Source organism: Formosa undariae (genome assembly GCF_042427615.1).
Classification (GTDB): domain Bacteria; phylum Bacteroidota; class Bacteroidia; order Flavobacteriales; family Flavobacteriaceae; genus Formosa; species Formosa undariae.
Map to the genome: position 1 here is coordinate 410,057 of NZ_JBHMEZ010000012.1, position 15,222 is coordinate 425,278.

General features: G+C 33.7%; 12 protein-coding genes. 1 reads left to right on the top strand and 11 read right to left on the bottom strand.

Annotated features, from left to right (window positions below; translation table 11 throughout):
* Nucleotides 1–5 precede the first annotated feature (5 nt).
* The 4 genes from ACFFVB_RS12850 to ACFFVB_RS12865 all read right to left on the bottom strand — a co-directional run bounded on the left by ACFFVB_RS12850 (nt 6) and on the right by ACFFVB_RS12865 (nt 8,539).
* The gene (locus tag ACFFVB_RS12850) at nt 6–1,478 is read right to left on the bottom strand and encodes a RagB/SusD family nutrient uptake outer membrane protein (RefSeq protein WP_382383333.1); all 1,473 of its coding nucleotides are present in this window, start codon (nt 1,476–1,478) and stop codon (nt 6–8) included.
* 11 nt (nt 1,479–1,489) lie between these two features.
* Nucleotides 1,490–4,507 carry a SusC/RagA family TonB-linked outer membrane protein gene (locus tag ACFFVB_RS12855; RefSeq protein ID WP_382383334.1) on the bottom strand — a complete coding sequence of 1,006 codons (3,018 nt, stop codon included), beginning with the start codon at nt 4,505–4,507 and terminating at the stop codon, nt 1,490–1,492.
* A 229-nt stretch (nt 4,508–4,736) separates the two neighbouring features.
* Complete coding sequence (locus tag ACFFVB_RS12860; protein ID WP_382383335.1) at nt 4,737–7,547, bottom strand: triple tyrosine motif-containing protein; 2,811 nt, start codon at nt 7,545–7,547, stop codon at nt 4,737–4,739.
* A 317-nt stretch (nt 7,548–7,864) separates the two neighbouring features.
* On the bottom strand, nt 7,865–8,539 hold the full coding sequence (locus ACFFVB_RS12865) for an NAD(P)H-dependent oxidoreductase (protein ID WP_382383336.1): 675 nt from the start codon (nt 8,537–8,539) through the stop codon (nt 7,865–7,867).
* A 116-nt stretch (nt 8,540–8,655) separates the two neighbouring features.
* Between ACFFVB_RS12865 and ACFFVB_RS12870 the strand changes: the two genes are divergently transcribed.
* Nucleotides 8,656–8,988 carry a winged helix-turn-helix transcriptional regulator gene (locus tag ACFFVB_RS12870; protein WP_382383872.1) on the top strand — a complete coding sequence of 111 codons (333 nt, stop codon included), beginning with the start codon at nt 8,656–8,658 and terminating at the stop codon, nt 8,986–8,988.
* Between the two features lie 71 nt (nt 8,989–9,059).
* Here the strand turns inward: ACFFVB_RS12870 and ACFFVB_RS12875 are convergent, their stop codons facing one another.
* From ACFFVB_RS12875 to ACFFVB_RS12905, 7 genes are all read right to left on the bottom strand, one after another.
* Complete coding sequence (locus ACFFVB_RS12875; protein ID WP_382383337.1) at nt 9,060–10,808, bottom strand: Shedu anti-phage system protein SduA domain-containing protein; 1,749 nt, start codon at nt 10,806–10,808, stop codon at nt 9,060–9,062.
* A gap of 348 nt (nt 10,809–11,156) precedes the next feature.
* On the bottom strand, nt 11,157–11,555 hold the full coding sequence (locus tag ACFFVB_RS12880; RefSeq protein WP_382383339.1) for an ACT domain-containing protein: 399 nt from the start codon (nt 11,553–11,555) through the stop codon (nt 11,157–11,159).
* 30 nt (nt 11,556–11,585) lie between these two features.
* A complete protein-coding gene (locus ACFFVB_RS12885; protein ID WP_382383340.1) occupies nt 11,586–12,428 on the bottom strand; it encodes an SDR family oxidoreductase in 843 nt (280 codons plus the stop codon).
* 22 nt (nt 12,429–12,450) lie between these two features.
* Nucleotides 12,451–12,654 (bottom strand): hypothetical protein, encoded by a 204-nt coding sequence (locus ACFFVB_RS12890; RefSeq protein WP_382383341.1) that lies wholly within the window; start codon nt 12,652–12,654, stop codon nt 12,451–12,453.
* A 1-nt stretch (nt 12,655) separates the two neighbouring features.
* The gene (locus tag ACFFVB_RS12895) at nt 12,656–13,105 is read right to left on the bottom strand and encodes a MoaF-related domain-containing protein (RefSeq protein ID WP_382383342.1); all 450 of its coding nucleotides are present in this window, start codon (nt 13,103–13,105) and stop codon (nt 12,656–12,658) included.
* A 24-nt stretch (nt 13,106–13,129) separates the two neighbouring features.
* Nucleotides 13,130–14,005: a nuclear transport factor 2 family protein gene (locus tag ACFFVB_RS12900; RefSeq protein ID WP_382383344.1), complete on the bottom strand. Its 876-nt coding sequence runs from the start codon at nt 14,003–14,005 to the stop codon at nt 13,130–13,132.
* A 90-nt stretch (nt 14,006–14,095) separates the two neighbouring features.
* Nucleotides 14,096–14,992, bottom strand: coding sequence for a helix-turn-helix domain-containing protein (locus tag ACFFVB_RS12905; protein ID WP_382383345.1), 897 nt, complete (start codon nt 14,990–14,992; stop codon nt 14,096–14,098).
* Nucleotides 14,993–15,222: the final 230 nt, after the last annotated feature.

The following is a 15,222-nucleotide window of genomic DNA, read 5'->3' on the forward strand; positions in this document are numbered from 1 at the left end:
TAGTTTTAATAGTTTGCATTTTGCTCCCAGTTTCCATTTGAAAATTGAATTTCCTCGATTGGAATTGGAAAGACCTCGTTCTTACCTGCTGTAAATCCGTCTATTTCTGAACCTCTACCCGTTCTTACTAAATCGAAAAAACGATGACCTTCACCAACAAGTTCTACACGTCTTTCGTGTGCAATAGCAGCAGTAAGTGTTGTTCCTGTAGCTGTAACATCGTTTGCTGTTCCAAAAGCTCTTGCCCTAACTCTATTTAAATATTCTTGCGCTTTTCCATCGCTAATACCACCACGGTTATAAGCTTCGGCAGCCATTAATAAAACATCTGCAAAGCGAATTGCTCTGTAGTTATTTGGATTGGTTAGGTTTTGATCTCCTGTATTTAAATCTCCTTTTCTAGCAATGTATTTTCTATTGTAATATCCGGTATGCTCATTACCTTCTCCGTAAGTCGCATCGTTTGCAGCTGCCCATGCTACGATATCTAAAACAGCAACATCTTTACGTAAGTCACCGTCTTCAAATTCGTCTACAACTTCTTGCGTTGGTAAATTAAAACTGAATCCAGAATCGAATACAGGTCCTGTATAATTTCTAATTCCGTTGAAACCAACAGCAACATTTCCTTCACTACATACTAAACATTCAAATCCTGCACCTTCGGCATCTGAATATTGCACCTCGAAAACAGATTCACTATTATTTTCGCCGTCTGTTTCAAAAATGGTATCGTAATCACTTACTAATTGATAAGGTCCGTTTGCGATAAGATTATCTAAAACGGTAGTCGCATCAGAGAATTTCTCTTGATATAAAAGTGCTTTTCCTAAAAGTGCCTGAGCAGATCCTTTAGTTACTCTTCCTGTTTCTGGAGCTGTATAGTTTAAATGTTCTATAGCATAATTTAAATCGGCTTCAATTAAAGCATATACTTCTGTAATTGGCGCACGTGGTAAAACCGTTTCGTCTCCGAATTCGAATCTTGTTTCTTTTAAAGGCACTGGTCCGAACCATTTTACAAGCTCGAAATAGTAATACGCTCGTAAAAAGCGTGTTTCTCCAAGAATAATTTCTTTACCGTCGAAGTCGGTTTTATCTTGAAATTCTAAAATAAAATTAGCTCTATTTACACCTGCATACATCCAATCCCATAGATTTTTTAATTCACTATTTACGGGTGTATGTATCATTTTATCTACTTGTTGCCAAGACACAACATCGGTCGCACTTTCTCCTCCTGCAACGGTATTATCTGAGGCGATTTCACCTAAGATGACGTTTAAGTAAGTAGATTGTAATAAGTCGTAAGCACCAACTAAGGCATTATAATAATCGTCTTCAGAATTGAAATAACTTTCTGAATCGATACTATAGCGATCGACTTCTTCTAAGTAATTATCGCTACAAGAATGGATTGCAAAGACACATAGACATGCAACTAATCCTGCTGATATTTTGTTTATATATTTTTTCATATTGCTTTTTTTTAGATGGATAGGTTTAAGCCTAATAAGAATTGTCTAGAAATTGGGTAGAAACCATAGTCTACTCCGCCACCAATGGCATCACCATTAGTTGCAGCGGGGTCATATCCGTTATATTTTGTAAGTGTAAACGCATTGTTTACAGAAACATATAATCTGAATTTACTAATCCCTAATTTATCAATCACTTGGTCTGATAGGGAATATCCTAATTGTATATTCTGAATTCTTAAGAACGCAGAATCTTCAACATAAAAGTCAGAGAATAATTTGTTTGAAGTCGCTCCTGTTGTTGCTCTTGGTACTGAATTACTAGTCCCTTCTCCGGTCCATCTGTCTAAATATAAATTCAGTCTGTTTACATTAGGTTGGTCACGCTCGTAATTACGAACTGTTTCTTTACCTAATTCGGCATACATATAACTACTAAAATCGAAGTTTCTATATTCAAAATTTAAATTTAATCCCATGATATAATCTGGTTGAGGTTTACCTAAATACGTTCTATCATCTAGAGTAATTTCGCCATCTCCGTTAACATCTACAAAACGAATATCGCCTGGGGCGGCAGTTGCGCCTAAACCAGATTGCGAAGGATGTGCATTAACTTCTACTTGGTTTTGAAAAATTCCATCTGTTTTAAGTCCGTAGAAATACCCTAAAGGCTGTCCCTCTTCCATTCTAGAAATAAAAGGTTGTCCGACACCAAAAGAGCCACCTTCGGAAACAACACCGTTACTTACAGCTATAACTTCATTATTAATATGCGTCACATTATAACTTACACCAAAAGAAAAATTATCGTTAACAACCTGCTTATAATTTAAGAAGAGTTCGATTCCTTTATTTCTAGATGTTCCTGCATTTACTGTTGGTAAACCTGCACCTGGAGCACCTCCTCCTAAAATACCAGATACTGGAAAGTCTTGGATAAGTAAATCGTTTCGGTCTTCAATAAAATAATCGGCTACAACTTCTAGTTTGTTATTAAATAAATTAATATCCAAACCAATATCTAATTTCTCGGCTGTTTCCCAAGTCGCATCTGGATTTGGAATTCTTCCGTTTGCTGTTCCTGTTACTAAAGATCCGTCGAACACATAAGTCGCTTCACCGGTTAATAACGATCTGTATAAATCTTGTCCGTTGTTATTATTACCAAGCACACCATAACTCGCTCTTAATTTTAAGAAGTTAATGGTATTGGAATCTTTTAAGAAATCTTCATCCGAAACTTTCCAACCTGCCGTTGCCGAAGAGAAGTAGTCGATTCTATTGTCTGTAGAAAAATCTGAAGCCCCATCACGACGAATCATCCCTGAAATTAAATACTTGCTTTTAAAATCGTATTGTACTCTTGCAAAATAAGACGACAATCTAGAATCGTAAATGTAAGAGCTAGTCGACTTGGCTTCACTTAATCCGTTCGCTAAAGAAATATCTGCAAACTCCCAAGAGTTATTTGGCACATCAAAACCTGTGGCATTTAAATTATCTCCCCATGCACGTTGCGCCGTGGTACCTAATGTAAATGATGTATTATGGTTTTCTCCAAAGGTGTTTTCATAATTTGCAAACGTATCCCAAGTATAGGAGTTGTTTGTGTTTTTAGTCTGAGTGACCGTACTTCTATCGGTATTAAATACTTTACCTGATCCGTAATTAACTATAGGCGAAAATACCTTGGCGTTATCGTTATAAGATTTCACACCAATACGAGACGTTATGGTTAATCCATCAATAGGTTTATATTCTAACTGAAATGTTCCTTCTATAGAGTTTCCTGAATATTTATTATATGTATTTGCAATTTGAGAAAGGGGATTTACCACTTCATTTCCTAAAAACCCTGACGTATCTTGTTGGTCTATGCTATAGGTTGGTGCATAGTTTAACGCATTAAACAATGGTGTTCCCAAAGCATTCTCGCCAATGGTTTTTCTATTATTATTAAAGTAGTTGGCCGAAGTGGTGACTTTAAGTTTATCGAACACATCGAACGCTAATTTAATTTTCGCATTTGCTCTTGTGTAATTTGACTTATCGCTAGCGACAATACCATCCTGCTCTAAAATAGAACCTCCGAAATAATAGGTGCTTTTTTCGCCACCACCTGCAGCAGATAAATTATGACTTGTAATTGGAGCCGAATTAAATATTTGATCTTGCCAATCTACACCCGTACCTAAATCACTAACATTTGAGAACGGTAAGGCTTGCCCATTAGCCGCATAACTTTCGTTTAAAATTAACGCATATTCTGTGGCATTTAAATAAGGTAATTCACGAGTCGTGTCTTGAAAACCTGAATACACATCGTAATTAATTCTTGCTTTCGTATTGCGCTTACCCGATTTTGTAGTGACTAACACAACACCATTCGCACCTTCAATACCATATATGGCAGCTTGCGCATCTTTTAATATTGAAAAGGTTTCGATATCGCTAGGGTTTATAGAATTTAAATCCCCTTTATAACCATCTATAATAACTAAAGGCCCATTGTCTCCATTAGAACTTACACCACGAATTAAAATATTAAATCCTCCACCCGGAGAACCCGAAGGAGCAGTCACCGAAACCCCTGCCGAAGTTCCTTGTAAAGCCTGAGCGGCATCAACTGGTCTTAATGCTTCAATAGTTTCTGAATTCACTATGGCTACAGCTCCTGTTACGTCTTTCCTCTTTTGTGTTCCGTAACCCACTACAATAACCTCATCTAGCTGTGCTAAATCTTCTTGCAACTGAATGGTTAATTCGCCGCTACTAGAAATCACTACTTCCTTAGTTATATATCCTATATAACTCACTGAAATTGTCGAACCCGTTTCAACCTCGCTTAAAGTAAAGCCACCATTAAAGTCTGTGGTAGTCCCTTTACTTGTATTCTTAATAATGATGTTTGCACCTGGAATAGGGAACGCAGTTTCATCTTGAACAGTTCCAAACACATCTATATTTTGTGCACTAGAAAACGTTATAAAGAATAAGGTTAAAATTTTGAATAGTGTGTGTCTCATAAAAATTAGTTTTTGTTTAAAGTAAAACTAGCTTTTATGATTAAGGTATTCATAAATAATACCGCAACAAAAAACATACATGATAAAAAAAGACATCGTTATTTAACAAAAAACCAATTTCACAGCGTTTTCCCAAGGTTTTGTTAAAGCCTTACAATCTTCTAAAAAGTAGTGTATTATACCAAATGTTGTGGTAATGTATAGGTGATTTTAATAGCTGTATTGGTTATTACATCTCTAAAATGTAATCTGTTAAGTTGGATTCGTGAGGTAAATTCATTTTTTTACGCAAACGATACCGTTTCACCTCAACACTTCGTGGTGAGATATTTAATAGAGGTGCAATTTCTTTAGAAGCCAGATTTAATCGTAAATATGCACAGAGTCTTAAATCGTTTGAAGTGAGTTCGGGATGTATAGATTTAATTTTCTTTAGAAAGTCTTTATCAGCATTATTAAATGCTTCTTCGAAAACCTGCCAATCGTCTGTGTTATTAATATTACTATCTATAATTTTAATAATTGGTTTTATATGCTTGGTATCTTCTACTTTTAATAATTCGTTCTTTAGACTATTTAATAATTCATTCTTTTTTATTAAAGCCATTGTAGACAAGCCTAACTCCCTATTTTTATTTTCAATATCCTGAAGTAATTTATCATGATTAAAACGCATTAACTGCTGTTTGTTCTCTAATTCTATTAACACCAATTTACGCTGATTATTAACCAATAATTCTTCCCGTTGCTTTTTGTAATGACGCTTATATAAATTATGCATCAATAAAGAGAAGAGAAACGTAAGTATGATATAAAACACAATCATTACATTAGTTAAATACCACGGTCTGCTTATAGAGAAACTATATGTTTCTGTATTTTCTGAAACCGTATTCCCTATGCGCGCTCGAACCTGAAACTTATAGTCGCCAAAAGGTAAATTTTCAAACAAGACCGAAGACGTTTTAAACCAAGGACTCCACTGGTCGTATATGCCATCTAATTTATACTGAAATTCGGGTACCAAATATTTTTTATATTCTGGGATGTTGTAATTAAACTCAATATTATTTTCTTTATTCTTAAAATTGACCGCTGTGTTCTTATTGTAAAGCTGAATCGTATCATTATTCTTTGAGGTCGTATTTGAAATTGAATTCAGATGTATTTTAAACGGTTCGTGCTCTAATTTATCTAAGTCTAAAATAATGTAGCCATGCGAGTTGCCATATAAATATTTACTTTCAAATAAATAAGTCAAATTTTCGTAACCCGGAATATCATTTCTAACAAAGCTTGGAAGGGCAATCTTATCTACCATAGGCACGTTACTCAGCTTACCTGGCGCAATATATGTTAACCCTAATTTTGAAAACGACCATAACCTTTGGTTTTCTTGATCGACTATTAATTTGCCTGAAGAATATTCATCTTTAGTAAAAAAGACACTTAACACCGTATCTTTTTCAAATTCCTGAAGCTTATCATTATAAGTAAATACGCCATGCTTATTGGCAAATAACAATTTGTCATTATATTTAGTCAGACTTGTATTCAAATCTTGCTCTACAGATTGATCTTTCACGACTTCCGTGGCCTTCGTTAAATCCGAATCCAGCGTAATTTTAAAGACACCTTTATACTCATGATTCATAAGAATCTGATTGGGATTTAAAAATTCTAAATAGCGACTAGACACATTAAAACCTTCTATTTTATTTCTTAATTGCCAACGATCATTTTGTTTTTCTAATACGTATAGACCTGAATAATTCCCTTGTAATAGTAAATTCTCGTTAATAGGTTTTATAATCCACGTTCCAATAATATCGGCAACACGATCTGCTGTATTCTTTTCCACCACGAAAGTCCCAGAGTCATGTCCGCAAAATAAAGTCTCTCCGATTTTAGTTAAACACCAAACAGCCCCTTGAGTACCGTCGATAAAACGATACACATCATCGACACCTAATTCCTTATAAAACAACCCTTGATTTGTTCCTAAATATAAAAAGCCATCATATAAAATAGAAGTATTTACAGATCCTAATTTTCCGTTGGTATCATTATATACAGTAAATGGCGAATCGATATTAACGCAGTTTATTCCGTTTTCTAAACCTAACCAAATATTAGAATCGGCATCTTCAAAAATAGAAAGTATGGTGTTATTGCTTAAACCATTATTCTGATTTAAATGTTGAATAATCTCGCCCGCTTCATTTAAATGAAAAATTCCGTTTGAAATACTTCCTAATAAAAAACTGTTATCCTTTAACTTTAAGCTTCGGTAGATCCGGATATTAGACAACGTAGAATCTGAAGGAATATCCCATTTCACTAAATTACTATTGTCTTCTAACTTAAAGAAACCGTTATCTTCTGTCTGAAATAAAATATCGCCATTCTGATTAAAAATATTAACCAATAAATTTTGCTTTAAAACAGAGTGATTTGATATTAATTTTGAGTTTCCATTTACAATTTCGTAGACCCCATCATTAACCTTCTGAAAGTAAACACTATTATTTACTTTAATCATTTTATAGATTGTAGTTTCTGAGTTTAACATAGAAACTGTAGCATCCTTCTTGTTATAAATATAAATCCGATTTAAAGATTGAAATAAGACCCAATCATCAATAGCAATAATGTTCCAAATATCTTCATCTTCTAAGAACGAAATTTTTAATGTATCCGATAACGATACATACTCTAATTTTCCAAACTCATTACGTTCCCAATACCCAAACTCTTTATAACAGCCAGTATAAACCTTTTTCCCATCGACACTAACCGATCTAATAATTGTATTATTTGGAGACGGATATACATCCCAACTCGCACCATTAAATTCTAGTAATCCCTTATTATTTGCAACATAAATATTTTTAGTATCGGACTGAGAGATGGACCAATTCTGATTATCTGCACCATAATCTACCGGAGAATATACTTGTATAGGTGGGTGCTCCTGAGCTTGAGTTTTTATAGCGACAATTAAGAGCAGAAATAAAACTGAAAGATTAAATAATTTCAATGGTTAGATGTTAGTTGTTTCGAATGTAATATAGTAAAAACATAGACAATCAACAACATGTTACGGCTGTCAATATGCATGAAAACGTATAACTTTTTGTTTAGAATACAATAGCCCTAAACGCGAATCAATCGCCTTACTTTAGTTTGTTTTTTATGATCTCGAGGCACTCCTACAAACATGAACAAAAAAAAGCTTACAACATCAATGTCTTGACGTAGTAAGCTTAATATATTTGAATTGTAATGCTATTGAAGAAATCAATTTGCTTCACCCCTATTTCTATCTAAATACAACTTAAAAAACCAAGAGTACTCTTATTTCCAAGTGACAATATCGTTAAAATCACGTCTTGATTTTGGATGCGCAGGATCTTCCTTTCTAGTACCGAAAGCGGCCATAAAAGACAGTCCATATTTATCGGTATCTATATCAAATTTATCTCTTAATAATGCTTCCGCTTTTTCTTGATGAAACCCTTCTATCGGACAGCTATCTACTCCGATTAATGCCGCAGCAGTCATCATGTTTCCTAGTGCGATGTACGTCTGTTTCGAAGACCAATCAAAAAGTTTTTTATCGGTATCTAAATCGAAATCGCGCTCCTGAAATTCTCTATAAAACTTAGAATACATTTCGATAGCTTCTGCTGGAAGTTGCTTTACATCTTTCATCATGTGCATGATATAATCTGCATCGTGTTTTATCATGGGGGCTTTCATGCTTAATCCTAAAATAAAATGACTTGCCGTATCTAATTTAGCCGGTGCGCCCCACGCTACAGGTTTTAGTAATTCGCGTAGTTCTTTGTCTTGAACCACAACAAAATGCCAAGGTTCGAATCCGAATGAACTCGGAGATAAATGCGCAGTCTCTAAAATGAAATGAATATCGTCGTCCGATAACTTTTTAGTGGCATCGAATTCTTTGGTTGCATGTCTAAATTGAAATGCTTCGATAATGTCTTTTTTTGAAATATTAGGTGTGTTCATATTTATGGTTTTATATAACTATACTTTTTATAGTTGCAAATGTAAGTATAGTAAACTATCTTTGCAATAACGGTTAAAAAGGATAGTATACATTTATGAAAACAGAAGACACTACAATGATTAGTTTTAAAGGCAAAAAATATCCATGCTGTGCAAGTTTAACCATGGGACTGATTGGCGGAAAATGGAAAACAGTGATCTTATATCATTTAACACAGGACACTTTACGCTATAATGAATTAAGAAAATCGATGCCCACGGTAACCGAAAGAACGCTAAGTTTACAACTGAAAGCGTTAGAAGAAGACGGACTAATAAAACGAAAAGTATACACGTCTAAACCGCCTTTAAAGGTGGAATATTCACTAACCGATTTCGGAAAAACATTGATTCCGCTAATTAATTCGATAGCCGAATGGGGCGATTTGGTGGTTGAGAAGTATGCTTGAGTTGGGTTTTGGAGTGTAGGTAGAGGAGTTTGTATGTCTATGTAATTAATTTTTACAATGTGTTCGAAATATTATTTTTCTATTTTCAATTCATCTATCATCCATTCAAGGTTGTTCTTTGCTGTACTAATAATATCTAAATATGTTAAATACTTTATTCCTCTTGGAACGTCCATAATATTTTGCTTAATTTTTCCACCTAATAGAATAATTTCTATTGGTTGATTTCCAAAATAAGAACTTAATTCATCCCTGTATTTCACAGCTTGATTTTCAGTGTCTCTTGATAATGTAAAAAAAGGTCTTTTAAATTCTATTAAGACTAAATTTCTACTTTTCGATTTACTTAAAAATAAATCTGGTCGATTTAATACATTTTCACCTGTGTAATCCTTATCAAGCATTTCTTTAATTGCTCGTTTTAAGTTTACGTCAGAAAACAATACAGAATAATCATCTCCTAATACCCAAGTGTTTTTTTCAAGTGCTTGGTGAATATCTTTTTCAAGTGCTTTTGGATTAGCAATTAAAATACTTAACTCGTCTAAAAATCGTAATCTATTAATTGTTTGACTTGTAATTATGCTCATCTCTAACATACCAAATTCAGATAATGCATTTGCAAATTTTTCAACATCAGATTCTCGGCAATCTTCAATATTATTTATTATTCCCCAATAATGGTCTTTTTCCATTGCAGATATCATAACAGAAATTACTGTGCTAATTCTTTCTTCAGATTCCCCATAAAACTTTTCCAAAGTCTTGTAAAGTGCTTTTTTTGCGAAAGGTTGTTTAAATTCAGGAAGTTTTTCTAACTCCTTATTTATCGTACGTTGAAATCTAGCTTTTGCCATTTTCATATCTGTGGCAAAAACATCTTCAACAGAATTTTTAAGGTGCTTTTTAGTTGTTTCTTTTATCGAAGTATATAATTTGCTGTTTTCTATTATTGCTCCCCAATCGGCAGTTACATCAGCTTCTAAATCGTCACAGATTATTTCTCCATAAATTCTATTTTGAAGTTTCTTTGGAATGATTTCTTCATTTGCTAATAGATTTTGAGGTCTTCCGATTACTTTATCTCCAATTTTGGTTACAATACCACAATTTTTAATTGGTTTAGGTGTAATTGTATATTTTAAAATTGCTTTTTTTCCTTCAAATTCAATTTCCTCTGTGAAAGATTTTCCTTGTAAATCTAAAACGTCAATTTTACCTCCATTAATTATTATTTCAAAATCTGTATCTCTTCCATATTCCCAAACTAATATTTGTTTCATTTTTTCTGGGTTTGGAAATTCCAAGTTTTGATTAAGATTACTTAATGTAATTGTAGTTCCGTTTTTACTTTTTTCACAACTTTCTGTGGATATAGGTAAAGGAACCTTTTCTAAATCATAATTACCTTTCGCTAATTCTTCTTTATCAATTAATAAAGTTGTTTTTACTCCATTCGCATAAGTTTCTAATTGCATTTTAGTTGCAACCATTAAACCTGCAAATTTCCCAATTCCTTTGCGACCTTTTACTTTTCTTTTTTTACTTATAGACAAAGCTCCTTTTCTAACAATTCTACTATTAGCTACATTCAAATATTCAGTCCTTACTTCATTTTCTTTCATTCCAGAACCATTGTCTTCAATAATGATTTTAGGATTTGGAATTAATGGTTCAGGAAATGTAATAATTATCTTTTCCGAATCGGCATCATAAGCATTGTCTATTAATTCTTTGATTGCATATTCAGCAGAACGATATGTTTCGCCTAATAACTCTGCAAGTTTTGTGTCTATCTTAAAAAATGCGTTTTTTGTCATCCGGTTTGCAGTTTTTTAATTGTGGTTACTTCTTTTTTCAAGCCTAAATATATGAATATCTTGCCTTTAAACAGATGTATAATTTGTAATACTTCATAATATATGTCGTAAAATAAAATCTGCTATGTTACCGTAAAATCTTAACATAAAAAAAAGCTCAAAACATCAATCACTTGATATTTTGAGCTTAATATAATGGCTATTTCTATTTGTTGTGTTTTTACATTAATGTAGTAAGTCCAAGAAAAAAAATTATTGCTTCTTTAAGTTCTCGACTCCGCTCGAACACCATACAAAAACATGGATTTTCACTATTTTACATTCAATCTAGAAGGTTCATTTACAAATTCAATGCTTTTCGGATAAATCCAACAACACCTTCATGGCTTTGTCCGCATCTTTTTTATCTACAAAAATATGATCGTGATAATAGACCGCAATCACATTGCAACTAATATTATGTGTTGCTAGTTCGGTTGAAAATATAGCCGTCAATCCCACAGCATCCAGCGATGAATGAATGGTGAGTGTAATCCAAGACGCAATATAGTCGTAGTTCAAATTAAGCTCGTCTGCTTTACTTTGTGCGATAACAATCGTGGTGCCCTCCGCTTCTTTAAATTCGCAAACCGTATCCTTTCTGCTAATTTCATCTAAATCCCTCACAGTTGTAAACACGTATTCACCGGGATTCAGTTTTGGGGTCATGCCTTTTAATAATTCAGATAAATTTGTTACTCCTGCCATTTAATTCTGGTGTTTTAATTTTTCAACTTCCTATTGAAAGGCTCTTATAATCTCTAAAGTCGATTGATGTGGTCTTCCCGCTGCTTTTTCAAAATCGGACGGCACATCATTCGCTCCATTTCTAATACCTTCGTAAATACCTGCGATGACAGTTCCTAAAAAGTCACCTAATTCTTCCTTTCGTTCTTCCAAATAAGCATCGACCGAAACAGAATGATATGCCAAATTTGTATTATAAACGTCATTAATATACTGCGCTAATTGCGATTGTGTGATGGGATCGCCTACAAGATTGTAAGTCTGCCCGTTATGTTTATCCTCTAGTAACATATGGGCATAAGCCGTTGCCAGTTCGTCTCGACTCGTGTAGGTACATAATCCGTCAGCCGCACAATTTTTAATTTCACCGTCTTTTACATAGGTGTCTATATACTCTAAATCGGGTTCTATATAAATACCGTTTCTACCAATTACCCAGTCCAATCCAGCGCTTTTTACATCTAATTCGGTTTGCCTATTGGATTGCACAATCGGACTAAACGCATTGTGTTCTTCGTCGCCAATAATACTGGTATACACTATTTTTTTAACGCCATTTGCTTTAGCAGCTTCGATAACATTGCGATGCTGTTGGATTCTTTTTTGAGGTTCGTCCATGCCAGACAATAGCATGACCACATCTATCCCTTTCAAGGATTCCTTTAAATCTTCCGGATTATTATAATCGCCTTTGCGTATTTCAATACCTAAATATTTTGCTTTTTCTGGTGTTCGGGCAAGGCCTATTATATGGTCTGCTCCTATATGGGTACGTAATTTATCTATAATTGAAGATCCCAATTTACCACTTGCCGATGTTACTGCTATAGTCATAATCTATGTTTTAATATTATTTTCAACCGTTTTTAGAAGCTTTCAAATCTTCCAACTCCTGCTCTAAATCCTCGGCTTTAGCTTTAAATTTTTGCATCGCTTTCTTAAGCTGACCCACTTTTTTTATAAGTTCATCGTCTTGTAAAGCATCATAAGTGGTTTCTCCGTTTGCTTCTTTTATCACTGATTTGCCACCACATGTTGGGCAATTTGCTACTGTACTCATATTATTCAGCTTTTTTTAAATGATCGATAACTCCTGTTAAAAAAACCGTTTTTAATGGTCTATCAGGCTGATTTTCGTATCCAATAATTACAGAACTATGAATGATCATCTTTTCAAAATCAAACACAATAGTTAAATAATCTTTAAGTCCCGTTTCGTGCCAATTTACGAGATAGAGATTTTCTCCAATTTTACGAGAACGGTACGGAATATCTGAATTCCCTTTCCCTGTTCCTGGTCCGCTAATCCATTCATATTGGGCCTTACCATTATCAAATTCCATATGTATGGCTTTCCCATCTTGGTACTGAAAATTTAACGAATAGCCATCCATATAATGTTCCGGAGTATTAAACTGAAATTTAGCATCTTCTGTTGTTTTTGTTTGCGCAAAACCTTGTCCGATACCAATGACAAGAAGACAAATTAATGTGACTAATTTTGATTTCATTTTATTCTGATTTAAAAGTTATAATTAAAAATTAAATTTTCCGTTGTTGTTTTTTCGTTCAGATTCTGGCAAGATGGCTTCAATGGCATCCCAATGCTCTGCGATTTTTCCGTTTTCTACGCGGAACAAATCATAAAAAGATGTTGGTATACCTGCAAAAGTACCTTCACTAACAGTTAACACAAAATTACCTTCACCCAATACCATATGATTTTTGTTAATCACCATAGTAATGCCTTGTTTTGCCATGTCTTCTAGCGCTTTCCCCAAACCAGAAACTCCATCGCCAATCCTTGTATTATGCTGTATATAGTTGTCGCCATCAAAATAGTTGTACATTTTATCGAACTCCCCATCAATTAAAACAGTATTTACAAAGTCTTTTACCAAAGCCTTATTTTCCGCTGTTTTATCTAAATCTGTAACCGCTGTAACACCGTCCGTTTGTGTTCTTCCACTTGGATTTGTAGTCGCTAAATCTGAAAAATTATCCCAATGTTCTATAATCTGACCGTTTTCAAACTTAAAGATGTCGAACCCTACTTTCGGTCCAAAAAAGTCGTATTCGGTATGCGTAATCGCATAATCCCCATCTTGAAAAGCGCGTACTACATTGGCTTTAAATCCGCTTTCTGGAGCATGATGTAAGACGTCTCCAAAACCTTTCAATCCATCGGCAACGGCAAGATTGTGTTGGGTGTAGTGCGTTGGATTAATATAGGCAATAGTCGATTTATCGCCAGTTTCTAAACTTGTAATTAATGCTGTCGCTTTGTCTTTATTTGATTTTACTGAGGTAGTTTCCATTTTTTCTAAGTTGTTATTGATTTGCTGTTGACTTTGTGCATGGCTAGTGGTTGTTAAAAGCACAACAGCAACCGTTGTAATTATGTGTTTCATGTTCTTGGGTTTAATTATGGTACAAAGATGAAACAACTACAGCGTGTAGAAAAGATGAAAACCGGTGTTAAAATGGTTAAAGTTGAACCATTACTGTTTTATAAGTGAATTTACAAACTCTTTTGGGGTTAATCCTGTGTTTTTCTTGAAATATTTAATGAAGTTGGTGGGATCATCAAACCCTAAACGATAGGCCAATTCTGAACTTTTCATGCTAGAATTGATTAGATTTCTTTTCGCTTGAAGAATAATATAATCATCAATCACATGTTTTGCCGTTTTATTAACCAGCTCTCTACAAACGGCATTTAAATGCTTATATGAGATGGCCAATTCTTTGGCGTAAAAACTAGCATTTCTACTTTTTGAAAGGTTTATTTCTATTAGCGAAGTGAATTTATGAAATAGGTTAACTTTTGAAGCATCCTTAATATGAAAGGTTTGGTGTTGCTTAATATCTTCAGCTTTAGATATTAAAATAGTAAACAACGCATTGATAATATTTTTCTGATTGAATGAATCAGACGTGTTGTATTCTTTCTGTAAAAGATTAAAATAATCTATAAAATCTGAAGCTTTAGGAATCTGTGATATGGGAGAAAAGAGTTGCGGATTAAATAATCTGAACACAAAATCTTTAGACAAATTAGAAAAACAATCCACAAAATAAGCTTCGGTAAAAATGATACAAAACCCTTTCAGCGTTTCTGAAAACTCGAAGGCATTAACTTGTTCTTTGGTTAAATACACTAAACTATTTTGTTGTACTGGAAACCAACTAAAATCGATAAAATGTCTTCCAGATCCTTCTGTAAAAAAAATGAGATTGTAAAACTTAAGCTGATGTGGTAATTCTGGATTATGACTCCCCTTATTTTTAAATTTTGCAATTTTTTCAATAGGCACAATTTCAAAACCGAAATTTTTAGAGATTTCAGAATCGAGTTTTTCAGGATTAAATGTAACAGATGGAATGTCTTTTGTCATAGTACCTAGATTCCCTTTATAAAGAATGCACAATCAAATTTTAAACCATTAAATATATTACTTTCTATTCAGATAAAAATACGCTAAATAATATTCATCTCTGGTCGGTTTAAAACACTAACTTCTGCTCGTTATATTGTTTTTAAGGAACGACTAAGGCTTAGCTTCTAGGATTTCGTTGATGTAATTAGCCATTCTATTGATGCTATTTTTTTTTAACACCTCTAGGA